We start from the raw sequence: 22,133 nt of genomic DNA on the forward strand, positions 1-22,133 counted from the left end.
GTTCGCGATTCTCAGGCGAGGAAGAAGACGAGAACGGCGATGGCCGTCACGGCGAGGATGACCGCCCCGGCCAGCGCCGCACCCATGGCGATGACGGCGTTGGCGTGGCTGGCCAGCGTCTCGGTGCGGTCGTTGCCAAAGACGGTGACCTCCGCGTACTCGCTCTCCATTCCGGCCTCGACGGGTTCGAGGTCGGCAGTGGCGTCATCGACCAATCGCGTGATAAGCGAGATGAGTTCGTCGTGGTCGATTGCGCCGCCGACCTGATTCGAGGACTCGACCATGTTCACGATGTGCGTGTCCGTGGTCATTACTTCCACCTCGTCCGCCTCCACGGTTTTCACGATTCTGTCACGGAGGCCGGGTTCCATGTTGTTGCCGTCCACGAGGACGTAGGCCGTCCGCTGGTCCGCAACGTCGAGTACGGCGACGCGGACGCCGAGCGGGCCGATACCGTCCGCGGGCAGCCACTCCGTTTCGTCCCATGCGACTCCGAGTTTTGGACGGCCACGTTTCGTCATCCCGAGTTCCTTCGCCGTTCCTTTCGCGGCCTGAATCATGTGGAACGAGCGCTCGCTGCCGGGGTAGATGTGGCCGATGTCCTCACCTTGGAGCCCGTTGTTGCAGTTGTGGGCGTCCACCAGCATCACGTCGTCCAACCCGCTCGACCGGGCTTCGGCGGCGGCGGCGAGACCGACCGCGTACTCCACGTCGTCGGCGTACTCCGGGGAGTAGGTAGCCACGAGGAGCGCGTCGTCGCCGAACGCCTGTCCGAGGAGTTTGGCGTCACCTTCCTGCGTTCGAACGCTCCGACTGGCGTCGTCGCTGTACTCGATCCGTTCGTAGGCTTCCTGAGCCGTTTCGAGGAGGGTATCGACCTCGCGCTCGGTGACGAGGTTGAAATCGTGTCCGGCGGTGGCGTGCGGCGGGAACGCGAGTCCCTCCGACTGGGCGGCGACGCGGCGGGGGAGGTTGCCGCCGCCGATTTCGCCCATCGGACCCGGGTGAATCATCGGGAGGACGAACCGTGCCTTCTCGCTGCCGCCTTCCCGACGAAAGGAGAGGACGGTGACGGGGACGACGGCTTGTTGTCCCATCTGCTCGAAGAAGTCCTCCAGTTCGCGGGTCCCCTCCGCGATGTGACCGATGAATCCCCGAAGGAAGTCGAGCGCGCTGACCCCGAGACTGCGCCGCCACGGGCGGTCGATGACGACGAGAAAGCCGTACACCGCGAGGGCGTACATCCCGCTGATGATCCCGAGCACGATGAAATCACGCGGCGTGATGATACCGAGTGCGGCCGGTGCCTTGTCCCCCCGTGCGAGGAATTTCTGCACCAGCGGTCCGCCGACTTCGAAGACGCGAATCGTCTCGCTGTAGATGAAAAAGAGGACTGCGGCGGTGCCGGTCTGGATCCCGGCGGGAATCAGGGAGACCAGAAACGACGTGCGTGAGACGGCCATCACGATGAGCAACCGAAACGCGAAGACGGACGCGAGGCTGAAGAGGAGCACGTCGAAGACGAACTGCTGATCCAGTTTCGTGAGCGCGGCGATGATACCCGCTATCGACAGGACGGCGACGACGATGATCTCACACGTCAGCGCGAGCAGCGACGACCGATTGTAGGTCAACTGACCGCTCAGGCGGCGGTCCACCGGCGTCGTGAAGACGCTCGCGATGACCGTCGGCACCCCGATGAAGAAGATGCCTTCCCACGCGTCCTGCAGGATATACTGGGAATCGAATGCCCCGACACCCGCAATCGCGGCGATGAGGAGCGCAAACGCGATGCTCGCGTACCACCGCGGGGCACGGAAGATGTACCGGGACAGACTCGCCAGGTCGCTCTGGGTCGCTGTCATTGGCGAAAAGCTACGCCGCGAAGAGTTAAAGGATGCTACTCGCAGAGATCCTGGAAGTTTTCGAACACTTCCTCGCCCTCTTCGGTGTGTGCGACCTCGGGATGCCACTGCACGCCGTACAGGTCGCGGTCGGTGTCGCTCATCGACTCGATACCGCACACGTCGCTGGTGCCGGTGCGCTCGAAGCCGGTTGGAACCCGCTTCACTTCGTCGGCGTGGCTGGCCCACACGCGGGTTTCCGGCGCGAGCGATCCGACGAGCGGGTCGTCCTCGTCGTCGATTTCGACGGTCACGTCGGCGTAGCCACCGTACTCGCCCTCGCCTACTTCGCCGTCGAGAACGTGTGCAATCACTTGCATGCCCAAGCAGATGCCGAGCACCGGAATATCTAGTTCGAGGTATTCCGCGCAGTTTCCGATGTCGTCCATCGACGGGCCGCCCGAGAGGACGAGGCCGTCCGCGTCGATCTCCTCCGGCGGCGTATCGTTGTCGATGAGTTCGGTGTCGATTCCCATGTCACGGAGCGCCCGGTGTTCGAGGTGGGTGAACTGTCCGTGGTTGTCCACGACGAGGATTTTCGTCATTGGCGGGCGATATGGAGGGCGCGAATAAAAACGCCTCGTCACCGTCGCGACGCGACGGCATCGATTCCTGTTAGCGACGGATCACGATCGCCGCACCGAGGAGGACGAGTGCGGCGATGAGACCGCTCACACCGGGATGTTTGAACACGATGTTCGGTCCCGGCAACGTGTTGTCGTCGGTCGCGCTGTGTGTCGTCCCGCTCGGCTTCGAGTGTGTGGTCGTCTGCTGCGTCGTCGTCTGCTGCTGCGTCGTCGGGGTTTGCACGACGAGCGTTCCCGCCTTCACGCCGTTGACGGCAACCTCCTGTTTCCCGGACGAGGTCGCTTTGTAGCTGTAGGTGACTTTCTTCGTCGCCCCTGCTCCGACCTGCACCCGTTTTCTGTCACCGACGGAGTCACCGACCGCGAGGACGGTCGGGATCTCTCCGGCACCGTCGCCCGTGTTTTTGAGCGTCGCGGTGACCGTCACGGTGTCCCCCTTCGAGACCTGTTGTTTGTCGAGCGACGCGCCCGTGACCCGGATGTTCGACTTCGTTTTCTTCACGGTCACGGGAACCGTCGTACCGGCGTGGCGGCCGTTGTTATCCTCGACCGTCACGTGAGCGATGTAGTTTCCGGGGGTTTCGTAGACGTGTGTGGTCGTGGGACGGGTCGTCGTCTGATCGACCGTTCCGTCGTTGTCGAAGTCCCAGTGGTACTTCGTCGGCGAGCCACCCGAATCGCTCGTTTGACTCGCGTCGAAGGAGACGGGATTTCCGGCACCGGCCGTTCCGCTGACGCCCACGACGGGGTTGAGCGACTCACCACATGTTCCGGCGTGGATGCTCACGGGTTCGTCCATATCGAGTTGTTTCGAATCGGGGTTCGAAACGCTGCCCGTGAGGAAGGACCACGACGTGACGTTCTCGTGCGCTTCCGAGGGGTTGTACAGTGCCGCGTCCCGGTTCCACGAGGGCGTGACGGTGATGTTCGAGTCACCCGGCAGACCGCGGAAGACGCCGCCGTCGGTGCGCGACCCGGCCCACATCCAGTCCAACTCGTTGCGGGACCACTTGTCGTCCCGGTGCGGGTACGTATCGTCCATCAGCACCCACTTGCCCGAACTCGGCAGGCCGCTGAATTTGAACGTCACCGTGCTGATCGGGAGGCTGCCGCCGGTCCGGCTTTTGTTCATCCGATCGTGAATCATCACGAGACTCATCACGCCGCTCGGGGCCTGATAGAGGAACATCGTGCTCCCGTTCTCGTGCGTGACGGATTTCGTCCCGAAGGAGCCGTAGGCCCAACTGCTCTTGTTCGTGTACGGGGACTCGTAATCGTAGAAGTCGACGACGTTCTTGCTGCCGTGAATCGGCGACACCTGCGTACACGATCCGCCCTGCTCGACGGCGTAGGTGCTGTGATGATTCGTCGGGGCGTCGGGGAGGGGGCCGTTGGGAATTCCCGGTGGGGGGAGCGCGACGGCGGTCCCGACCGAGCAGAGGACGAGGAGGGCGATAAGCACGGGGCGAAGCTTCATTGCACCGGTCGCCTCCGAATGCGATACTGCGTCTGTGTGGCTGGATACGTCATAATCACGATTCTCCGATAGCACGCGTTGTACGTGCTCTACCGGTTTCCGAGACAGTCGTGATTGCCTTTGTTATGGGCCACCTGCGGGCCGCTTAGGCCGTTCCTTCGGCGAAACCCGCGTTTTGGGATCGAGGCCGGTGACCCGTCTCGCGAAGGGAATCGCGACGGCGAGCCACACCGTGTAGTACTATCGTTCCGCCAACAGCGCGGGCAGGTCATCGACGGAGTCGATGACCGCCGCCGCTCCCGCCGATTCGTACTTTCGACGCCCGGACTCGCCGGTCAATCCGCCGGTCAGCACGCCGACGCCGAAGTACTCGCGGTCGTGGTCGGCTTCCGCGGCGTTCACGGCTGTCTGGATGTCGTCCAGGGTATCGCCGACGAAGGCGACCCGCTCGGCGTCGAATCGCTCGGCGAGGGTCACCAGCGCGTGCGGGTGCGGTTTGCCCTGCTCCCAGTCGTCCATCGTGAACCGGCGGTCGTCCGAAACGTCCAGCCCGACGCGTTCGAGGGCGATGTCCGCCTCGGCACTCGGCCTGCCCGTCACGACGCCGACGGGATAGTTCTCGGTGAGCGTCTCGACCGTCTCGGCCGAGATGAGGACGGGTTCGTCGTTGATGTACCCTCGCGTGTCCAGCGTCGGGTCGTCCCCTTCGAAGTCGGCGTACAGGTCCGCGCCGAGGTACAGTTGCTGGAACACCTCGCGGAGCGTTTCGGGGTCCCATTCGGTGCGCACTCGGTCGTGGGCGTCCTCGGGCAGTTCCTCCTCGACCACCCGTTCTGCGGCGTCGAGTCCGCCCCCGTTCGCGGCGATTCGGTCGGTGAACTCCTCGATGGAGTCATCGAGGCTCTCACGGGATGCGAGGACGTACAGCGCCACCGCGTAGGTGAGTTCCCAGTCGTTGTTGAATCCCGATGCGTCCTTGAACGACTGGATGGCGTCCTTGGGAACCGTTTCGTCGTAGACCCGCTCGACGGATTCGAGTATCGCCCGCCGGTAGGAGTTCGCCACGTCCACGAGCACCCCGTCGATATCCAGCACGACAGCGTCGGCGTTCATACCATCGCGTTCGTCCGCGGCGATAAGGATGTGCCGAATCGAGGGAGAACCCATCGTCGGTCATCACCCGCGGTAACACGTGTCTGCCGAACCGACTATGGTCGTTCGCTCTCATGGTCCGTGCATGGATCACGACGAACTCCAGCGACTTTACGGGAGCGACGAATTTTATTGGGGGACCGATCCCAACGGGTTGGCGGAGACGGTACTGGAGTTCGCACCCGAACGAAAGGCACCCGCAGCGGTCGATATCGGAAGCGGCGAGGGTCGGGACGCGGTGTATCTCGCCGAACAGGGATACGGCGTTCTCGCGGTCGATCCCGTACCGAACGGGCTACGAAAGGCCGAACGACTCGCCGAGGAGCGCGACGTCCACATTCAGACCCGCACGGCCGACATCAACGACCTCGATTTCCCCGCGATGGACGTCGTCTACTCCTGCGGTGCGCTCCAGTATCTTCGCCCGGACAACCGCGAATCGCAGTTCGAGCGGTTCAAAACCGCGACCACGGACGGCGGGATACACGTCCTGTTCGCGTTCGTGGACCACCCCGAGATTCCGACCGCACCCGACTGGGGTGACAACGAGTTCTTTTACGAACAGGGCGAACTCGGGAGCTACTACGACGACTGGGACCTGTTGGCGGAAGACGAGTTCGTCTTCGACGACGAGTCCGGCGGGGAACCCCACCAGCACGCCGCCGAGACTATCGTCGTGGCGAAACCCGAAGCGTAGACGGTCGTCGTTCGTCCCTTCGAACGTCTTTTAGACGAAGGCTCTTCGAATGCGTTTCAGCCGACTGGTCAATATGTCTGCACGGTGTCAAGGAATCGACTAAATTCCCGCCCTCTCTCCGAGTGCAGATGGAACGATACACCCTCCGAGCCATCGGCATGAGTTGCAAGAAGCTGTGAAAACATCGTCCGAAGCGAGGTGACGGGACCACGTGGCGTGAGCAGCGTCGATCCGGACGCACAAGCCAACGAAGTCGTCATTCAGGGTGAACCCGCGACGGAATCCCGCGTTCGACAGGCCATCACCGAAATCGGCTACGACGTGGCGGAGTAAGCGCCAGGAACGAAGAACGGAAATTTTCATCCTTCACTCGCGCGCCCAGAACAGCGTCTCGCCCGGAATCGTCTCCCGTCGAACCGGCACGGACGGCCCGTCGCCGCCGAGGGTCGTGAAGACGAAATCGGCGTCACACTCCTTCGCGACGGCGAGCGCGGGTCGGTGGAGTTCCGGCGGCAAGTTCCGGGCGTACAGCAGGTCGGCCCCCGAATACACTTCCAGTTTCGGCTTCGTCACGTCGTCCAGATGAAATCCGACGCCGTCGGGTACTCTCCGTGGGACGATATCGGTCGCGGTGACGGCGACACCGGCCGCCGCGAGTTCGCCCGCGACGTCCGGTCGATTGCCGATTCCGATCTCGACGGCGCGCTGATAGTTGGCGAGCCGCATAACGATTTCGTCACGGGGTTTCGGGTCCACGGCGGGATGTTTATGCATCGTCCGCCCATAGAAGTTGCCATGTTGATTGACATCGTCCCCGTGGGGGACGTCACGGGGCGGGTCAAACGCGAGGCTTCAGCGGCCCTTCGGACGATTTACGATTGCGACGTGATGGTGCACGAGCGACAGGAAATACCCTCCGGGACCCACGACCCGAACCGCGACCAGTATCGCGCCGAGGGGTTCATCGAGCTAGCCAGTCGTATCGGGACTGGTGAGAAAAACATCGCCATCACGCCGGAGGATCTCTTCTATCGTCGCCGGAACTACGTATTCGGCCTCGCGTATCTCGACGGACGCGGCAGCGTCATCTCCACCTATCGACTGGAACCCACGAAGGACGGTCTCTCCTCCGACGGCGGCATCACGACCAAACCGACCGAGGAGGTGTTCTCCGACCGTGTTCGAAAGGAAGTCGTCCACGAGATCGGCCACACCCTCGGTCTCGAACACTGCGACAACAACCGCTGTGTGATGAACTTCTCCCCGACCGTCCGCGAAGTGGACGTCAAAGAGGAGAACCTCTGCGGTACCTGTCAGCGTCAAGTGCTCTGAAGGAACTCTCGATCCCGTTTTTGGGTCCGGTAAACGATCTTGATCTCGATCCGCTAGCGTAAGCGTTCGATGACGGCCCCGACGAGCGCCAACAGGCCGAAGAGCATCGTGACCAACTGCTGTGCGAGGTCGTTCGGCAGGACGTACTTCGCCATCGCGACGCCCCAATCGACCCGTTCGTTCACCACGGACGCTCCCTCGGTGCGATTCGGAATCCCGAGTTGACTGGCCGTCGGGCCGTTGCTTCCCTCGCCCGGCACTCGATCCGCCTCGTAGGGAAGCGACCCGGTTTTGATGGCCCAGACGACCTTCCCGTTTTGGTCGATTTCCACGACGCGGTCGTTGTACGAGTCGGTGATGAGCGTGTGGCCGTTCGACAGGCGGTCGGCGTCACGGGGCCAGTCGAACATGCCGCTCCCTCCGTACGTCCAAGTGGTCGTGTTGTTTCGAATCTCGACCACGCGGTCGTGTTCGCTGTCGGCTACGAGCAGGGTGTCGTTGGCCAGCGTGTCGGGGTTGTGCTGTTCGTAGAGGATTTTCCCGGATTTCGAGTACGAATTCGGCCCAACCACGGGGGTGACAGTGACCGATCCGTTCTCCTGCACGTGCAGGTCCGCGACCGTATCGAAGTTGCGGAGGCTGATTCGGAAGACGCCCGGTCGGATTCGGTCCACGTCGTTGACGTGCGTCCAGTCGCCCTCCTTGTCCATCCCCTTCGGGAATTCGTAGGTGTCGGTGGCGTTCCACTGCCAGACGATCTGTTTGTCGCGGTTCACGGCGAACACGCGGTTGTTGCCCATATCGACCATCACCCAGCGGTCCTCGCCGTCGACGACGTAGTGGTCGGCGTCGTGGAGTTCGTGGTGTTGGAGTTTGGCGTCGTACCACGAATAGTTCCACAGGGTCTTTTTCGTGCTCTTCTCCACGATTCGGAGGGAATCACGAACGCAGTTTTCGTACCCGTCGTTCCGGTACTTCGCGGGACAGCTTTCGTCGGGAATCTCTTCGGCGGTCGCGATTTGCACTCGGTTCGGTCCGAGCGCTTCGATGTCGAACACGTCGTCCGCTTTCGTGTACTGCCAGACGATCTTTCCTGCGGGGTTGACCTCGATGGCGCGTCCTTCGTGTTGGTAGCCCTGCAACGCGATGTAGGTGTTGTTGGCCGGGCGCTGCTGATCGACGGTCAGGTGGGGGCCGTCGGGTGCGGTGAGCGCCCCGACTCCTGCGGTGGCGAACAGAACGACCGTGAGGGCGGCGAACAACTTTGCGCGGTTGTCCGAGAGAGAAAGCCACGAGGAGAGCGTGGAAATCACTACTCCTCCCTACGCAGACGGGGGAAAAAGGGATTCGGTTTCGGGTCAGTTCGTCGCGGAATCCAACAGTTTGGTTACCTTGTCCGTCTTGAGAGCGGCGACCGTTTGGCCGTCGATGATCAACATCGGCGTGCTGTTGACGCCCGCTTTCTGGGCCGCCGTATCGGTCTTCTGTAGCTCCGATTTGTACTTGTTCGACTCTATCTGCGATTTGATCTCGTCCCGGTGTTTCACGCCCGCTTTCTTCATGAACGAGAGCAGTTTGTCCGTCGTCGCCCACTGCTTCTGTTCGGAAGGCTGGTTGGAGAACACCTGCTCGTAGTACTTCCAGAACGACTGCGGATCGACGTTCCACACCGCGAGTCCCGCTTCGGAGGCGCGTGGCGCGTCCGCCCCCAGGAACGGTTGGCCGTTGTAGTACGCGAGCGACCGAAATTCGAGGTCGATCTTCCCCGGTTCGACGTAGTCGGACATCACCGTATGCAGAAAGCCCGTGCTGAACTGCGCGCAGTACGGACACTTCCAGTTGCTGAAGTACTGCACCGTCGTATCGGCGTTGCCCGTTCCCGCGATCGCGTACGTGTGTTTGCCCGGATTATCGGGAATCGGGGCGTCCGCGATGTTGTAGTCGCTATTCGAATCGCCGCTCTTACCGAGACCGAGACACCCGCCGAGGGCGGCTACGCCGGTTACGCCGGTTGCCTGGAGAAGTCGTCGCCGTGAGAGACCCATTTTCGTACCCTTCGGACTTCTGGATTGAGTACCTTTCGTCTGTTCTCGGGGGATGGGTCCCGTCGCTCTGCGTCGGGTCGTTTGTCACCAGTCGCACGGAGCGACCGCCGCTGATGCGGATCGAAAACGCGTGAGATGAGAAAAACGCGACTCTAGCTGTAGTAGTACTCGCCCTCGTTCTTCTGTTGGCGGTCGAGCTGGCTGCCGGGTTTGTTGATGCGCGGGCGACCCACGTTCTCGTCGCGGCGGAACGTGATGTCGAGGTTGGCGAGGAAGTCGTTCATGCCGTCGCGCATTCCCTTCGGGCGTCCGGCGTGACCGTGTTCGGCGGGTTCGCCGTCGAACACCATCAGGCGGTCCGAGAGCAGGTCGATCATATACGTGTCGTGGTCGATGACCAGCACGGTGGCGTCCTGAATCTCGGCGTAGCGGCGGATGGCGCGCGTCGCGCGGACGCGCTGTTCGACGTCGAGGTACGCCGACGGCTCGTCCAGCAGGTAGAGATCGGCGGGTTTCGACAGACAGGCCGCGATGGCGACTCGCTGACGCTCGCCGCCGGAGAGGTCGGTCAGGTCCTGCTCCATGATGCGTTCGAGTTGGAGCGGTTGGGAGATTTCCGTGTCCCAGTAGGAGGTCCCCATGTCGTCGGTCAGCGACGACAGGAAGACGTCCACGCGCATCGGTTGGTCGATCTCGATGTACTGGGGTTTGTACGAGATGTCCAGCGCGAAGTCAACGTCGCCCTCGTCCGGTTCGAGCCGTCCGGCGAGCAGTCGCGCGAACGTCGATTTCCCGATGCCGTTCGGACCGACGATGCCCAACACTTCGTTCTCGTAGATCGTTCCGCCCTCCACGTCGAGCGAGAACTCGCCCTCGCCGTACGATTTTCTGAGGTCCGGGTACTCCACGAGCGGGTCGGCGGTGACCGTCTCGCGCGGGGCGTGTGCGTCGAACTCGATGGCGTTCGGGCGGATCCGCATGTTCTCGTTGTTGAGATAGCCCTTGAGGTACTCGTTGATGCCGTTGCGGACCGATTTCGGCGTCGTGATGACACCGTACGCGCCGGGTTCGCCGTACGCGACGTGGAGGTTGTCGGCCACCAAGTCGAGGATGGCGAGGTCGTGTTCGACCACGAGCATGGAGCGACCCTGCTCGTTCGCCATCTCCTGGAGCAGGCGGGCGACCGTGACGCGCTGGCTGATGTCGAGATACGGCGTGATTTCGTCGAGGAAGTAGAAGTCCGCGTCCCGAGCGAGTGCCGCCGTCAGGGCGACGCGCTGGAGTTCACCGCCGGACAGGCTGTCGATGTCCTGTTCCATGACGTGCTCGATTTCGAGGCGGGAAAGGAGGTCGTCCAGCACGCCGCGCTCGTCGGTTCGGGTGAGCAACTCGGCGGTGCTCCCGTCGAATCGGTCCGGGATCTTATCGACGTACTGCGGTTTGCGGGCGACGGTCACGTCGCCGTCTCGCACATCGCCGAGGTAGTCCTGTAGTTCCGTCCCGCGATAGCGTTCGAGGATGGTGTCCCATCCCGGTGGGTCGTCGAACTGGCCGAGGTTCGGCGCGAGTTCGCCCGCCAGAATCTTCACTGCGGTCGTTTTCCCGCTCCCGTTCGGACCGAGAATACCCGTGACCTGCCCTTCCTGTGGAACCGGCAGTCCGTAGAGCGAAAAGGCGTTTTCCCCGTAGCGGTGGACGGGGTCCTCCTGCAGTTCGCTCGGCAGGTTGATGATCTCGATGGCGTCGAACGGACACTTCTCGACACAGATACCGCACGTCTCGCCGAGACAGATCTCCTCGCTGATGTGGACCTGGTCGGGCTGTCCTTCGGTCGTGTCCTCGCCGCGGAGCGTGATGCACTCCTTTCCCGTCCGGTTCGGCGGGCAGAAGTTCTTACACTCGTAGTTGCAACGGTCGGGTGAGCACCGCTCAAGGTCCACGACCGCGATACTGTCGTCTGCCATTCTCAGATCCTCACTTGGTTAATCAGGAGAATTCCCCACGTAATGAACCAGAGCGAGAACGTCATGAACGCCACGAAGAGCGCGTCTTTCACACCATCCAGTTCGTAACCGATGAGATACAGCAGTGGCAGTTGCACCACCACGAACGCGAGCATAATGACCAATCCCATCTGATCCTTCGCCGCTGGGGGGGTGGTCCCCGCCACCATGGCGGAGGCCACTCCGGCGATGATTCCTGCAATCGACGCGAGCGACGTAATAGTAATACTACGGAGATGGGACGCCCGTTGCTCAGATGCCTTTTCAGTCGCCATGCGTGGCAATCGGGTATCCTACCTCAAAAGATGTTCGCTTGTCCATACCCTCCGCCGCTTCCCCGAGACGGTTCCGTCGCGCGGGAAAACGTCGTTTCGTCGGGATGTCGAAATGGGACGAAGTCCTCAGGGAAACGACCCGAATACAGACGGTGGATGACTTTTAGGATGTGTATGTGAATCAGTATCAATGCCGACGCTGCGCTGTCGGCGAAAACGCTTCGAGACCCGTTTCGTCCCCCGAAAACGACTGTCGTAGTGGCTACGCGTGTCCTTTCCGTGTCACTCCGTCTCAATAGTTTTATGGCGATGGGGTGTTTCGATTCGTAACGATGATGAGCCAAACTGAACGGGAGGAAATCGACGACCTACCACCCAGTGCGAAATTAGTTTTCAAAGTTCTCGAATACAACGGGTCGCTGACGCAGAAACAGATCGTGGACGAATCGATGCTGTCCGCACGGACGGTTCGCTACGCGCTCGAACGACTCGAAGACATTGGCGTCGTGGACGAAGACATCTACTTCGCCGACGCCCGACAGAACCTCTACGAGATTAACGTCCCGACCGAGGCGGAGACGGACCAGTCCGTCGACGCCCAGTGTGCCGAATAACTCCGCTCATCTCTCCCAATTTTCGTCTTTCCTTTTGCCGACGGCGATGCTTCGATTCGCTCGCCGCTACCCGCATCCATTAGTTCTCACGCACGAACGACACGGTATGAACGTGTTCGTTATCGGCGGTACCGGACTCATCAGCACCGGCATCGTCACGCAACTCGTCGCGGACGACCGGTCCGTGACGGTCTTCACGCGCGGGAACCACGACGGCGAACTGCCGGGGACCGTGACGCACGTACAGGGGGACCGACACGACACGGACGCCCTCGAAGCGGCGGTCGCGGACGCCGACCCGGACGCGCTGGTCGACATGGTCTGTTTCTCGCCCGAGACGGCGCGGGAGACCGTCGATGCGGTCGCGCCCCACGTCGACCAGTACGTCTTCTGTAGCACCGTCGATGTCTACCACCGCCCGCCGGAGCGCAACCCGATCACCGAGGATGCCGCCAGACACCCGAACGTGAGCGACTACGGCCGCAACAAGGCCGACGCCGAGGACGTGTTCATGGGCGCTCACGAGGACGGGAAGTTCGAAACGACCGTCATCCGCCCGTGGAGCACCTACGGCGAGGGCGGCGGCGTCCTCCATTCGTTCGGCGACGACACGTACTACCTCGACCGCCTTCGGGCGGGGAAACCCATCATCGTCCACGGCGACGGCACCTCGATTTGGGGGCCGTGCCACCGCGACGACGTGGCCCGCGCGTTCGTGAACGCCATCGGCAACGAGGCCGCGTACGGCGAGGCCTACCACGTCACCAGCGAGGAGTTCATCACGTGGAACCAGTACCACCGCCGCGTCGCCAGCGCCATCGGCGCGCCCGAACCGGAACTCGTCCACATCCCGACCGACGTGCTCACGTCGGTCGTCCCGGAGCGGACCGGCATGCTCCGCGACCACTTCCAGTTCGCCACGACGTTCGACAACAGCAAGGCGAAACGCGATCTGGACCACGAGTACACGGTCGACTTCGAGACCGGCGTCGCCCGGACCGTCGAGTGGTTGGAGGAGAACGACGAGATAGACGACTGGGACGAAGAACCGTTCGAGGACGCGCTCATCGAGGAGTGGCGCGTGGCGACCTCGGACGTGGTCGCAGAGCTAGCGGAGTATCGGTAAAACGGATAAAATCCGGGTCCCTGAATCGATCACGACTAAAAACAGAGGTGCACAGACGAACGATCACTCGCCTTCTTCGACTTCGAAGATTTCGTCGGCGACGAGTCCGTGTGCCTCCCGGTGAACCTTCTCGCCCGCTTCTTTGTTCGGTGCCTCGAAGAGGCAGAAGACCACTCCCTCGTCCTCGCCTGCCCAATAGGTCTTGTACTCCACGCCGTGTTCTTCCTGGGTCTCGATGTCCTGCTCGTGTGCCCTCGCCACGTCTTCGGCGGTCCCTTCTACCCCCCGGTGTACGTCCATGTATAGTGGCATGGCAGCTTGTATCTAGCACACACACCAGAATAAATATTTTTGATTGATACGTTTACTGATGGACGATAGCTACTCGAACGGGTATTCTTGAGATAGCACCACGACGGCTCGTGAAGATTGCGTAAATCGACGCGGATGGCTGATTTCCCACGAGCAAATAGTGACTGAACGCTGTCCAATTACGCCGAAACGACCGTGATCTGGCGTTCCCTGTCGATGGCGTACTCCAGTTCCTCCGCGATGGCGCTGCCGCGGGAAACCTGGATGTCGCCGCCGCGGCCGACCGTCGCGGTGAACAGGTACTCGCCGTCGGCCTGCACCTCGACGGTCTCCCCGGCGTGGCCGTCGAGCGGGATGATGACGTGACGCGACGTGATTTCGGGGGTAACGACGTTCCCCTTCGGAGCCACCGCCGTCGTCCCGACCGAGGACGGTTTCTCGTCGTGGGTCCGCACGTCGATGTCGATGCCGAGGCGGTTCTCGATGTCGTCGATGCGACCGCCGCCCTTGCCGATGACGTAGGAGATGTCGTTTTCGTCCACGTAGACGACGGCCTTGTTCTGCCCCTGCAGGTCGACGTCGACGTGCCCGCGCGAGACGGATTGGATTTCGCGCTCGATCTCCTGTCGGGCGAGGCGCGAGACGCCGGTTTCCTTCTCGTCACCGTCTTCCAAAGGGACCGTGACGACCTGCCGGTTGAAGGTGTAGATCTCGTATTCCGGCGTTCCGGTCTCGAACTCCTCCACGAGGATGACGGGGCGGGCGAGGTCCTCCTCGGTCATGCCTGCGGGCACCTTGACCTTCGTCCGTACGTCGTACACCTTCTCGATCTGCCCGGCTTCGATGTAGACGACGGTGTCCACGATCTGCGGAATCATGCCGAGTTCGACCCGGCCGATGAGCCGCTGCAGCGCGTCGATCGGTCGCGTGGCGTGGACGACGCCGACCATGCCGACGCCCGCGAGGCGCATGTCGGCGAACACCTCGAAGTCGTTCGTCTTCCGCACCTCGTCGTAGATGGTGTAGTCCGGCCGCACCATCAGCAGGGAGTCGGCGGTCTTCTCCATCTCGCCAGCCAACTCGGTGTACTGGGTGACTTCCGGGCCGACCTGCAAGTCGCGAGGTTTCTCCATCGTCTTCACGGCGAAGTCGTTGTCCGCGAGGAATTCCGCGACGGCTTGTGCGAAGGTGGATTTCCCGGCACCGGGTGCACCGGAGATGAGAACGCCGCGCTGGCGTTCGAGGAGTCGCCCGCGGAGTTCGTCCGCGTGCTCGTAGTCGTCCAGCGAGGTCTTGACGATGGGTCGAACCGCCGTGATCTCCCACGCATCCGCGAACGGCGGTTCCGCGATGGCGATACGGTAGTCGCGGAACTGGACGATGGTCATACCCGGTTCGTCGATCTCGATGAAGCCCTCGTTGCTCTGTTTCGCGCTCTGGATGATCTCCTGTGCGTACTCCTTGAGATCCTCGTCGGTCGAGGGGTCGTCACGGATTTTCTGATAGTGCATATCGCCGATCTCGCCGCGTTTGGCCATCGGCGGCACCCGCGACCGGAGGTGGACGCTCATCGTCTGCTCGTCGAAGAAATCCTCGATACTGAGTCGGCCGACGTCCTCGGTCTTCGGCGCGATGTACTCCACGTCCAACCCCTTGGCTTTCGCCACCTCGCTCTGCACGAGGTCGCTCGTGACGAAGGTGGCGTCGTGTTCCTCGGCCAGTTCGCGGATGAGCGCGTCTATCTCGCCGCGGTGGGCGTACCCCTGCTCTTCGGGTCCGGGGCGCACCCCGACGAAATCGAGATCGATGTCGCCCGCGTCCGCGAAGTCCGCGAGTCGCTGCAGTTCCGACAGACCGTCCCAACCGCTCTCCTCTCCTTTGTTCGCCTGCGATTCGAGTTCGCTAACGACGGCTTCGGGGATGAGAACCGTCGCCCCGGCAAAGTCACCGTCACCGACTTTCTGGGAAATCCGGCCATCGACGACGGCGCTCGTATCCGGCACTACGTTCATGTCTCTCGGTTCGTGCGGTAGCCTGATAAGGGTTTCAGCGTGTGAGTCATGCTTTTGGTAGTCGGTAACGTATGTGGGTCGATGCGTCACGCCCACCTCGTTCTCACCGTCGACGCCGAGACACGCGACCGAATCGAAGCCGACCTCGCGGACGAAACCGTCGAAGAGTGGCTTCTCGACGCCGTCGAACGGAAACTCGACCGCTACGCGGAGTACGAATACGTCGATGACTGTGGCATCTGACGGTTTCGCCGTTCGCTTCCGAATTTCGTCACTTGCTGCCGAAGCCACTTGCTATCGCAAGCGCCAAGATTAGAAGGCTGACAGAACAAAATGCGCAGGATGGTAGCACTCACGTCCGCGAGCCTCGATGAAACGTTCGAGACGCTTTCGGACGAACAACGGCGACAACTGTTGTACTACCTCTCCGAATCATCGGATGGCACCGCGACGGTCGAAGAACTGATCGAACTACTCGGGGGGAATGCACAGCAAACCGAAATACGTCTTCGACACGTTCACATTCCGTATCTCCGGGACACCGCGATGGTCGATTACGACGATCGGACTGAGACGGTTCGATATCGGGAAACCCCGTTTTTGGAACGAATAATCGACTGCTGTCCCGACGAGTTCACCTCGTGAAACTACCGCTCCGGACGTGAGTTCCGGATCCGTTCTTGCCGAGTTGCTGGATACTAAGCCCCCCGCCGAACAGATGGGTGTATGGACGAACTGGTCGAGTTGACCCGCGACCTCGTCTCGATTCCGAGTCACGAGGACGAGACGGCAGCGGGGGACCGTATCGAGGAATGGCTCCGATCGGAGACGGACGCCGACGTCACCCGCGACGGAAAAGGAAACGTCATCGCTCGAAGAGCGACTGGCTCCCAGACGCAGTCCGGGAACGTCGTCGCTCGCGGAACGACGGACGATGGAACGACCGATACGTCCCTCGCGTTCGTCGGCCACCACGACGTCGTTCCGCCGGACGACTCCCAGACCGACGGCGACGACTACGTGGTCGAAGAACGCGGCGGACGGCTGTACGGGCGAGGCGCGGCGGACATGAAAGGCTCCGTCGCCGCCTCGATGCTCGCGTTCCGCGACGCCGACCCGACTTGCGACCTCGTCTTCGCCAGTTTCGTCGGCGAGGAGATCGGCGGGACCGGTGCACGCTACGCCATCGACCACGACTTCGCTCCGGACTGTGCTATCATCGCCGAAGGCTCCACGAACTACTCGAAAGGGGACGTCACGGACGTCGTCGTCGCCCACCGGGGCCGACGGGCGAGCACCATCACGGCACACGGAACGGCCGCCCACGCCAGTGAACCCGAAGCGGGCGAGAACGCGATCTATCGCGCCACCGACGCCGTGGACATCGTGCGCGACTGTTCGGTCCCCACCGTCTCCGTCCTCGGGAACGAACTCTCGGGGAGCGTCGTCGCCACCGAAATCGAGGGCGGTAGCGCGTGGAACGTCATTCCCGCGACCTGTGACGTCACCATCGACGAGCGCACCGTCCCCGGCGAACGCGCCGCCCTCGAAGCGGTCGAGGAAATCGACGGCGTCGAGTGGTCCGTCGAACAGGACTTGCCACCGATGGAGTGCGATGACGCCGACTTCGCCGACACCGTGCTCGCGGCGGCGGAAGATGCACAGGACAACGACCCCAAACAGGTGACGAAACCCCACGCCACGGACGCGGGCTGGCTGGCACAAGCGGGCGTGACGTGCGTGGTCTGCGGTGCCTCAGAACCCGGCGAAGCACACACGAAGAACGAGAGCGTCGGCATCGACGTGCTGGAGCGCTGTTACCGGACCTACCTGAACACCGCCGAGCGACTGTAGGGCAGTGGCGAGTGGGGTACGGAGTTGGGACTTTTCTGTCCGTCGTACTTTCCGTGATTGCAGTTCCCGAGAGATGGGCATCGACTGCCCAGTCACGACTCAGACGACGCGGTTCGTAAGCTGTTCGTCGGCGTCGATGTGCTGGACGTTCTCCCGGACCAGTTCCGCGATGTGATCGTAGTAATCCACCTCCATGGCGGAGGCGTGCGGCGTGATGATGACGTCGTCCATGTCCCAGAGCGGCGAGTTCTCGGGTAACGGCTCCTCCTCGAACACGTCGAGTACGCCACCGGCGATACTCCCGTCTTGCAGGGCGGCAACCAAGGCATCCTGATCCGCGCAGGGGCCACGGGCGACGTTGATGAAGTAGGCGTCGTCACGCATGGCGTCGAACTCCGCTTCTCCCATCAACCCTTCCGTCTCGGCGGTGAGCGGGGTGGCCAGCGCGACGAAGCGGGCGTTCGAGATGGCCTCGTGGAGGTGGTCGTCCGCGTAGACGGTCCGGACGTGGGGAACCGACTCGGCCGAGCGGCGGACGCCGGTGACGTGCATACCGATGGCGTCGGCCCGTTTGGCGATTCCCTGTCCGAGCGTGCCGAGACCGACGACGCAGAGCGATTCGCCCTGTAGCGTGAACGGCACGTCCCAGTCCGGGCGACTCCACTCGTGGTCACCCTGCTGGCGGGTATAGACGTGTAGACGGCGGGCGAGTTGGAGCATCGTCCCCAACACGGTCTCGCCGACGCTGGTGCCGTGAATCCCCGTGCTGTTCGTCAGAATGATCCCCGCGTCCTCGAACTCGTCCAGCGGGAAGCGGTCGTATCCGGCCTGAACCGAGTGGATCCATTCGAGGTCGGCATCGAGAAACGAATCACGGTACGCGAAGGTGACGAGCGCGTCGCAGTCCGCCAACTCGTCCGGGTCGTCGCCCACGACGACGACCGTCGGGTCGACGGACGAAAGCGCGTCACGCAACTGCGCGGGAGGGAAGATGGCGCGTACGGACTCGTGGACACCGAGGTGAGAAATCTCCATGGAGGGGGTACCCACGGCGACAGGATGAATCTTCGGACGGCGGCAGTCGGATCGGGTTCACCGATAGTTTCCTGTCACCCCGGTACCAAATCGGGCGCGGTGGCTGTCGCGGTGCTCGAAGGCGTGTGAAGATTCGACTCGACGAAATTTCGAAGGGCGGCTCGGGAGAAATCCTCGTCACAAGGGGCTCGGAGGGGGTAACTTTCGTCACCGCCGCCCGGGCGGGAGTATCCGCTCGAACGGTTTGACTCTTGCGAGCGACGACTCCGAACGATGTTCAGCAAGCTGACTCAACGACTCTCGTTCTGCCATCCGGTGAGACCTTCCAGTTCCTCGGCCACCGAACCGATTCCTCCGCGGTCCAGGATACCGCGCTCGGTCACGTAGCCGGAAACGAGTTCGGCGGGCGTCACGTCGAAGGTCGGATTCACCACCGACAGGTCCGCATCGCCGTCGTACACCGCATTCGGTGAGCCGTCCTCCAACACGGGTTCGTCCGTCGTCCGAACCTTGTCAGTCGCGGTGACGACGAGAACGGGAACGTCCTCCCGGTTCGCCGCGAGCGCCGTGCCCCGCGTTCCGGTCTTGTTCACCACGTCGCCGCTCGGGAGCACCGAATCCGCGCCGCCGACGACGTAGTCGATTTCTTCGGTCGCCAGCACGTGCGCCGTCGCGGCGTCGGTGTGCAGGGTCACGTCGGTTCCCTCGGCCAGCGCCTCCGCCACGCCAACTCCCTCGTTCGCGGGACGCGATTCGGCGACGAACACGCGCGCCGCGTTCCGGAGCGCATCGAGCACGGTCCCCGAGCGCGAGAGCGTGAGCACCGCGGCGTCGGCGATTTCCTCGCGGGCGTTTTCCGTCGCGTCCTCGTCCACTCGGTAGGCTCGTTCGATGCCCTCGATAGCGGCGCGTTCGACCGTCTCGGGGTCCGCTCCCGAACCCCTCGCGTCGGCCATGGCGCGATTCACGCGGTTTCCCAGCGCGGCCATGCTCGGACGGGCGTCGAGCAAGTCGCGGGCGAGGGCGGCGAGTTCGTTCCAGTCACTGCTCCCGCCATCACCATCGCCACTGCCGCCGTCACCACTACCACCGCCACCGCGAACCGCACACGTTCCCGCTCGGTCCCGAAGGACTTCGAGCGCCCGGACGGAGATATATGCTGACCCGTGTTCGGCGTCCTCGACGACCGATTCGACCGTCGGCGCGACGCGGTCGTAGGAGGTCCAGAGGTCCGGAACCGTCTCGCGACGGAGAATTTCCGTCGGTGGGACCCACTCCGCCTCGGTCGTCTCCCAGTCGATTCGAACGTCCCGGCTCGCACAGTCGAACAGGTATGGATGCACGACCCAGCGTTTGTCCAGCGATTCGTCGTCCACCTCGAACGGGTCGCCCGATCGGACGAACGTGCAGTCGTCCAGCAGTCCGGTCTCCTCCTCGATTTCCTCGCGCGCGAGGGCGTCGGGGTCCCCCTCCGCGTGTCCGGCCACCCCTCCCCACTGCCCGGAGTACGACCCCACCTCCTCGCTTCGCCGGAGGAGCAACACCTCCCCACGGTTGCGCAGCATACAGGTCACGACGTGGGTTTCGTCCATGAGCGAAGCGACGAGAGCGCGGGAGTTCAACCTGTGGGCGAACGCCCTCGACGAGTAGAGTAATTGTCTTGGCGGAACCGACGAGGTCGGTTCTCCGAAACGATGCCCACCGCGTCACGCCTGTCATCGAAGCACCGTCCCGAAAATTCACCTCGAACTGTCGTTGACTACGAACATGGACGAACAGCAGGTCGTCGCCGCGTTCGTGGAGGAACACGAACTGACGTGCGACCCGGCGTATCGAATCCTCGATTTGGCGGCCGAAGTTGGCGAAATCGCGGCCGACGCGACGAAATCATCGAAATGGGGTGCTGACCCGGAAGCGCTCGACGTGAAGTCGGACGAAATCGGCGATGCGCTGTTCTCGCTGCTCGCGGTGGCGAACGCCCTCGACGTGGACGCGGACGACGCCTTGGACGAGGCGCTCGAAAAGTATCGGGCGAGAATTCACCAGAGCGGGAGCGCATCGTCGAAAACGGAGACGGATTTCGATACGTGAGCACTTCGAGAATCGAGTAAAACAGAGAGTAATTCGGGAACCGACCGTTACATCGGGAGCCGTTCTTTGATGAACCGCTTGAGGAGCGGGATATCTTCCTTGTGGATCAGTTTGAGCATGCCGCGAATCTGCCCGTTGTTCGCGTTCGCCAGCGTGCTGTGACTGAGCTGTTTGAGGTCACGAATCAGCGTGTCGTAGCGCTCGTTTTTGGCGAGGTAGAGCAGTTGCGTCATCAGCAAGCGCATCCGGGCGTTAGGTGCGACGTTGCTGTGCCAAAGATTGTCGTAGATGGACATGTTGTCCGCCGACGTATCGGGGGTGGTCGTCATGAAACAGCGGTCGGCGGTTATCGCCGCCGCGCGTGCGGACTTCATGCCGACGTGGATACCCTCGCCCCAGAGCGGGTCGATGGTCGGAACGGTGTCGCCGATGGCCATGAAGTTGTCCGTGGAGAGCGCGCCCGGCGTCTGGATGTGGGCGGAGCCACGGTGTTGCTTGCCTTCGATTCGTTCCGCGTTCTCGAACCGTGGGTCGTTGTCGAGCCAGTACTGGAGGTAGTCGTCGATGCCCATGCCCTCCTTGGCGTAGTCGCTGTGACTCTCGTTCTGGATGTAACAGAGTCCGACCTTTGCCGTGTCCTCGCCCGTGTGGAAGATCCACGAGTAGCCGCCGGGCGCGAGGTCGTGGTCGAGTCGAAGCATCATCGCGTCGGTGAGGTCGGCATATCCCTCGGGGTCGATATCGATGCCTTCCATCTCGAACTCGACGCCGATGGCCTGATTCTCGCGCTTGAGGTCGCTCACGCCGAGATGCTTTGCGAGCGGGGCGCTCGGACCGGTCGCGTCGATGATGATGTCGCCGTACACTTCCTGGTTGCCGGAGTAGCGAACCCCGACGATATCGTTGTGCTCCATGATGGGTTTCGCGACGCGGGAGCCGAACCAGTATTCAGCACCTTCCTCCCGGCTATCCTCCACCAAGAAGCGCTTGAAATCAGCGAATTCGAGAACTGCACCCGGTTGGGACTTGGCGAAGTACTCGTTCGGGGATTCCAGGACGACGTTGTCGGTGTAGTTCATCACGACTTCGTCCGGGATGCCGAACGCCGCCATCATCGACGAGAACGTCCCGGCGGTCGATTTGTTGCTCTGTTGTGGGAAGCCGTCTTCCTTCTCGGCTTCGAGAACGACGACCTCGTAGCCACGCTGGGCCAAGTCCCGCGCACACTGTGCACCGGCGGGACCCGCACCTGCGATGATCACATCGTAGTGCTCGCTCATGCCGTCACCTTCGTCGCGCATGAGGAGGGTTCCTCCGTTTCGAACGCTTGCAATGAGGGGGAATCGGCGGTCGAACGGCCGTCGGTTCCGTCGCAGCGTCGGCCAGTGTCATAAGAGTCGAATGTCGTCGCGGCGGGGGAACACCCGGTGCCGCTAACGACAGTACACATGTCCGCAGTCATCTCTATACCTTCTTACCGTTCATCTCATAAAAAACAGGCGCAAACGGCTTGATGAACCGGGTTTTCGTCGTGAGCGGATGGTCAGATGTGTCTGTGTCTCATACTACCATGGACGGCCGACAGCCGGTAGACTACCCGGCCGTCGCGGAAAAAAC

The 22,133-nt window shown here is 62.5% G+C and carries 22 protein-coding genes; 8 read left to right on the plus strand and 14 right to left on the minus strand.

Annotation, left to right across the window (positions count from 1 at the left end; genetic code table 11):
- Positions 1-11: 11 nt before the first annotated feature.
- The 4 genes from NKF26_RS08030 to NKF26_RS08045 all read right to left on the minus strand — a co-directional run bounded on the left by NKF26_RS08030 (position 12) and on the right by NKF26_RS08045 (position 5,081).
- Complete coding sequence (locus tag NKF26_RS08030; RefSeq protein WP_253226754.1) at positions 12-1,865, minus strand: DUF2070 family protein; 1,854 nt, start codon at positions 1,863-1,865, stop codon at positions 12-14.
- Between the two features lie 35 nt (positions 1,866-1,900).
- Positions 1,901-2,449 (minus strand): GMP synthase subunit A, encoded by a 549-nt coding sequence (locus NKF26_RS08035; protein ID WP_253234163.1) that lies wholly within the window; start codon positions 2,447-2,449, stop codon positions 1,901-1,903.
- Between the two features lie 70 nt (positions 2,450-2,519).
- Positions 2,520-3,968, minus strand: a complete 1,449-nt coding sequence (locus NKF26_RS08040) for a PKD domain-containing protein (RefSeq protein ID WP_253226752.1) — start codon at positions 3,966-3,968, stop codon at positions 2,520-2,522.
- A 240-nt stretch (positions 3,969-4,208) separates the two neighbouring features.
- Positions 4,209-5,081, minus strand: a complete 873-nt coding sequence (locus tag NKF26_RS08045) for a TIGR01548 family HAD-type hydrolase (protein WP_253234271.1) — start codon at positions 5,079-5,081, stop codon at positions 4,209-4,211.
- 124 nt (positions 5,082-5,205) lie between these two features.
- Here NKF26_RS08045 and NKF26_RS08050 point away from each other — a divergent pair, with 124 nt between their 5' ends.
- On the plus strand, positions 5,206-5,817 hold the full coding sequence (locus NKF26_RS08050) for a methyltransferase domain-containing protein (RefSeq protein ID WP_253226751.1): 612 nt from the start codon (positions 5,206-5,208) through the stop codon (positions 5,815-5,817).
- A gap of 366 nt (positions 5,818-6,183) precedes the next feature.
- Here the strand turns inward: NKF26_RS08050 and NKF26_RS08055 are convergent, their stop codons facing one another.
- Positions 6,184-6,591: a UPF0146 family protein gene (locus tag NKF26_RS08055; protein ID WP_253226750.1), complete on the minus strand. Its 408-nt coding sequence runs from the start codon at positions 6,589-6,591 to the stop codon at positions 6,184-6,186.
- 21 nt (positions 6,592-6,612) lie between these two features.
- Here NKF26_RS08055 and NKF26_RS08060 point away from each other — a divergent pair, with 21 nt between their 5' ends.
- Complete coding sequence (locus NKF26_RS08060) at positions 6,613-7,149, plus strand: archaemetzincin family Zn-dependent metalloprotease (RefSeq protein ID WP_066144548.1); 537 nt, start codon at positions 6,613-6,615, stop codon at positions 7,147-7,149.
- A gap of 53 nt (positions 7,150-7,202) precedes the next feature.
- Here NKF26_RS08060 and NKF26_RS08065 read toward each other — a convergent pair whose 3' ends face one another.
- The 4 genes from NKF26_RS08065 to NKF26_RS08080 form a co-directional block, all read right to left on the minus strand.
- Positions 7,203-8,462 (minus strand): hypothetical protein, encoded by a 1,260-nt coding sequence (locus NKF26_RS08065; RefSeq protein ID WP_253234164.1) that lies wholly within the window; start codon positions 8,460-8,462, stop codon positions 7,203-7,205.
- 45 nt (positions 8,463-8,507) lie between these two features.
- Positions 8,508-9,194: a thioredoxin domain-containing protein gene (locus tag NKF26_RS08070; RefSeq protein WP_253226748.1), complete on the minus strand. Its 687-nt coding sequence runs from the start codon at positions 9,192-9,194 to the stop codon at positions 8,508-8,510.
- Between the two features lie 152 nt (positions 9,195-9,346).
- Entirely contained in the window at positions 9,347-11,158 is a 1,812-nt protein-coding gene (locus NKF26_RS08075; RefSeq protein WP_066144531.1) for a ribosome biogenesis/translation initiation ATPase RLI, read from the minus strand.
- A 2-nt stretch (positions 11,159-11,160) separates the two neighbouring features.
- Positions 11,161-11,472: a hypothetical protein gene (locus NKF26_RS08080; RefSeq protein WP_253226746.1), complete on the minus strand. Its 312-nt coding sequence runs from the start codon at positions 11,470-11,472 to the stop codon at positions 11,161-11,163.
- 335 nt (positions 11,473-11,807) lie between these two features.
- Between NKF26_RS08080 and NKF26_RS08085 the strand changes: the two genes are divergently transcribed.
- Positions 11,808-12,086 carry a helix-turn-helix domain-containing protein gene (locus NKF26_RS08085; protein ID WP_253226801.1) on the plus strand — a complete coding sequence of 93 codons (279 nt, stop codon included), beginning with the start codon at positions 11,808-11,810 and terminating at the stop codon, positions 12,084-12,086.
- A 106-nt stretch (positions 12,087-12,192) separates the two neighbouring features.
- Positions 12,193-13,212 carry an NAD-dependent epimerase/dehydratase family protein gene (locus NKF26_RS08090; RefSeq protein ID WP_253234165.1) on the plus strand — a complete coding sequence of 340 codons (1,020 nt, stop codon included), beginning with the start codon at positions 12,193-12,195 and terminating at the stop codon, positions 13,210-13,212.
- Between the two features lie 63 nt (positions 13,213-13,275).
- On the opposite strand, the gene NKF26_RS08095 is transcribed toward NKF26_RS08090, so the two are convergent.
- Together NKF26_RS08095 and NKF26_RS08100 are read right to left on the minus strand one after the other, a co-directional pair.
- A complete protein-coding gene (locus NKF26_RS08095; RefSeq protein ID WP_150123107.1) occupies positions 13,276-13,524 on the minus strand; it encodes a DUF4242 domain-containing protein in 249 nt (82 codons plus the stop codon).
- Between the two features lie 179 nt (positions 13,525-13,703).
- The gene (locus NKF26_RS08100; protein ID WP_253226744.1) at positions 13,704-15,536 is read right to left on the minus strand and encodes a PINc/VapC family ATPase; all 1,833 of its coding nucleotides are present in this window, start codon (positions 15,534-15,536) and stop codon (positions 13,704-13,706) included.
- Positions 15,537-15,617: 81 nt separating this feature from the next.
- Between NKF26_RS08100 and NKF26_RS08105 the strand changes: the two genes are divergently transcribed.
- From NKF26_RS08105 to NKF26_RS08115, 3 genes are all read left to right on the plus strand, one after another.
- Positions 15,618-15,779: a hypothetical protein gene (locus NKF26_RS08105; RefSeq protein WP_253226743.1), complete on the plus strand. Its 162-nt coding sequence runs from the start codon at positions 15,618-15,620 to the stop codon at positions 15,777-15,779.
- Between the two features lie 99 nt (positions 15,780-15,878).
- Positions 15,879-16,181: a hypothetical protein gene (locus tag NKF26_RS08110; protein ID WP_253226742.1), complete on the plus strand. Its 303-nt coding sequence runs from the start codon at positions 15,879-15,881 to the stop codon at positions 16,179-16,181.
- 81 nt (positions 16,182-16,262) lie between these two features.
- Positions 16,263-17,390 (plus strand): M20 family metallopeptidase, encoded by a 1,128-nt coding sequence (locus NKF26_RS08115; RefSeq protein ID WP_253234166.1) that lies wholly within the window; start codon positions 16,263-16,265, stop codon positions 17,388-17,390.
- 99 nt (positions 17,391-17,489) lie between these two features.
- Here the strand turns inward: NKF26_RS08115 and ddh are convergent, their stop codons facing one another.
- On the minus strand, positions 17,490-18,425 hold the full coding sequence (ddh, locus tag NKF26_RS08120; protein WP_253226740.1) for a D-2-hydroxyacid dehydrogenase: 936 nt from the start codon (positions 18,423-18,425) through the stop codon (positions 17,490-17,492).
- Positions 18,426-18,715: 290 nt separating this feature from the next.
- Positions 18,716-20,017 carry an NUDIX domain-containing protein gene (locus tag NKF26_RS08125; protein WP_253234167.1) on the minus strand — a complete coding sequence of 434 codons (1,302 nt, stop codon included), beginning with the start codon at positions 20,015-20,017 and terminating at the stop codon, positions 18,716-18,718.
- 175 nt (positions 20,018-20,192) lie between these two features.
- Between NKF26_RS08125 and NKF26_RS08130 the strand changes: the two genes are divergently transcribed.
- Positions 20,193-20,516, plus strand: a complete 324-nt coding sequence (locus NKF26_RS08130; RefSeq protein WP_253234168.1) for a MazG-like family protein — start codon at positions 20,193-20,195, stop codon at positions 20,514-20,516.
- A gap of 47 nt (positions 20,517-20,563) precedes the next feature.
- On the opposite strand, the gene NKF26_RS08135 is transcribed toward NKF26_RS08130, so the two are convergent.
- Positions 20,564-21,796 carry a digeranylgeranylglycerophospholipid reductase gene (locus tag NKF26_RS08135; protein WP_253226800.1) on the minus strand — a complete coding sequence of 411 codons (1,233 nt, stop codon included), beginning with the start codon at positions 21,794-21,796 and terminating at the stop codon, positions 20,564-20,566.
- Positions 21,797-22,133: the final 337 nt, after the last annotated feature.

Source organism: Haladaptatus sp. AB618 (assembly GCF_024136965.1).
GTDB lineage: Archaea > Halobacteriota > Halobacteria > Halobacteriales > Haladaptataceae > Haladaptatus.

Bases quoted from the DNA above. Each gene is read 5' to 3' on its own strand.
- NKF26_RS08070 (WP_253226748.1), bottom strand. From the start codon at position 9,194: ATGGGTCTCTCACGGCGACGACTTCTCCAGGCAACCGGCGTAACCGGC.
- NKF26_RS08035 (WP_253234163.1), bottom strand. From the start codon at position 2,449: ATGACGAAAATCCTCGTCGTGGACAACCACGGACAGTTCACCCACCTC.
- NKF26_RS08105 (WP_253226743.1), top strand. From the start codon at position 15,618: ATGCGTCACGCCCACCTCGTTCTCACCGTCGACGCCGAGACACGCGAC.
- NKF26_RS08130 (WP_253234168.1), top strand. From the start codon at position 20,193: ATGGACGAACAGCAGGTCGTCGCCGCGTTCGTGGAGGAACACGAACTG.
- NKF26_RS08075 (WP_066144531.1), bottom strand. From the start codon at position 11,158: ATGGCAGACGACAGTATCGCGGTCGTGGACCTTGAGCGGTGCTCACCC.
- NKF26_RS08050 (WP_253226751.1), top strand. From the start codon at position 5,206: ATGGATCACGACGAACTCCAGCGACTTTACGGGAGCGACGAATTTTAT.
- NKF26_RS08135 (WP_253226800.1), bottom strand. From the start codon at position 21,796: ATGAGCGAGCACTACGATGTGATCATCGCAGGTGCGGGTCCCGCCGGT.
- NKF26_RS08055 (WP_253226750.1), bottom strand. From the start codon at position 6,591: ATGCATAAACATCCCGCCGTGGACCCGAAACCCCGTGACGAAATCGTT.
- NKF26_RS08095 (WP_150123107.1), bottom strand. From the start codon at position 13,524: ATGCCACTATACATGGACGTACACCGGGGGGTAGAAGGGACCGCCGAA.
- NKF26_RS08060 (WP_066144548.1), top strand. From the start codon at position 6,613: ATGTTGATTGACATCGTCCCCGTGGGGGACGTCACGGGGCGGGTCAAA.
- NKF26_RS08085 (WP_253226801.1), top strand. From the start codon at position 11,808: ATGAGCCAAACTGAACGGGAGGAAATCGACGACCTACCACCCAGTGCG.
- ddh (WP_253226740.1), bottom strand. From the start codon at position 18,425: ATGGAGATTTCTCACCTCGGTGTCCACGAGTCCGTACGCGCCATCTTC.
- NKF26_RS08100 (WP_253226744.1), bottom strand. From the start codon at position 15,536: ATGAACGTAGTGCCGGATACGAGCGCCGTCGTCGATGGCCGGATTTCC.
- NKF26_RS08110 (WP_253226742.1), top strand. From the start codon at position 15,879: ATGGTAGCACTCACGTCCGCGAGCCTCGATGAAACGTTCGAGACGCTT.
- NKF26_RS08090 (WP_253234165.1), top strand. From the start codon at position 12,193: ATGAACGTGTTCGTTATCGGCGGTACCGGACTCATCAGCACCGGCATC.
- NKF26_RS08040 (WP_253226752.1), bottom strand. From the start codon at position 3,968: ATGAAGCTTCGCCCCGTGCTTATCGCCCTCCTCGTCCTCTGCTCGGTC.
- NKF26_RS08080 (WP_253226746.1), bottom strand. From the start codon at position 11,472: ATGGCGACTGAAAAGGCATCTGAGCAACGGGCGTCCCATCTCCGTAGT.
- NKF26_RS08125 (WP_253234167.1), bottom strand. From the start codon at position 20,017: ATGGACGAAACCCACGTCGTGACCTGTATGCTGCGCAACCGTGGGGAG.
- NKF26_RS08030 (WP_253226754.1), bottom strand. From the start codon at position 1,865: ATGACAGCGACCCAGAGCGACCTGGCGAGTCTGTCCCGGTACATCTTC.
- NKF26_RS08115 (WP_253234166.1), top strand. From the start codon at position 16,263: ATGGACGAACTGGTCGAGTTGACCCGCGACCTCGTCTCGATTCCGAGT.
- NKF26_RS08045 (WP_253234271.1), bottom strand. From the start codon at position 5,081: ATGAACGCCGACGCTGTCGTGCTGGATATCGACGGGGTGCTCGTGGAC.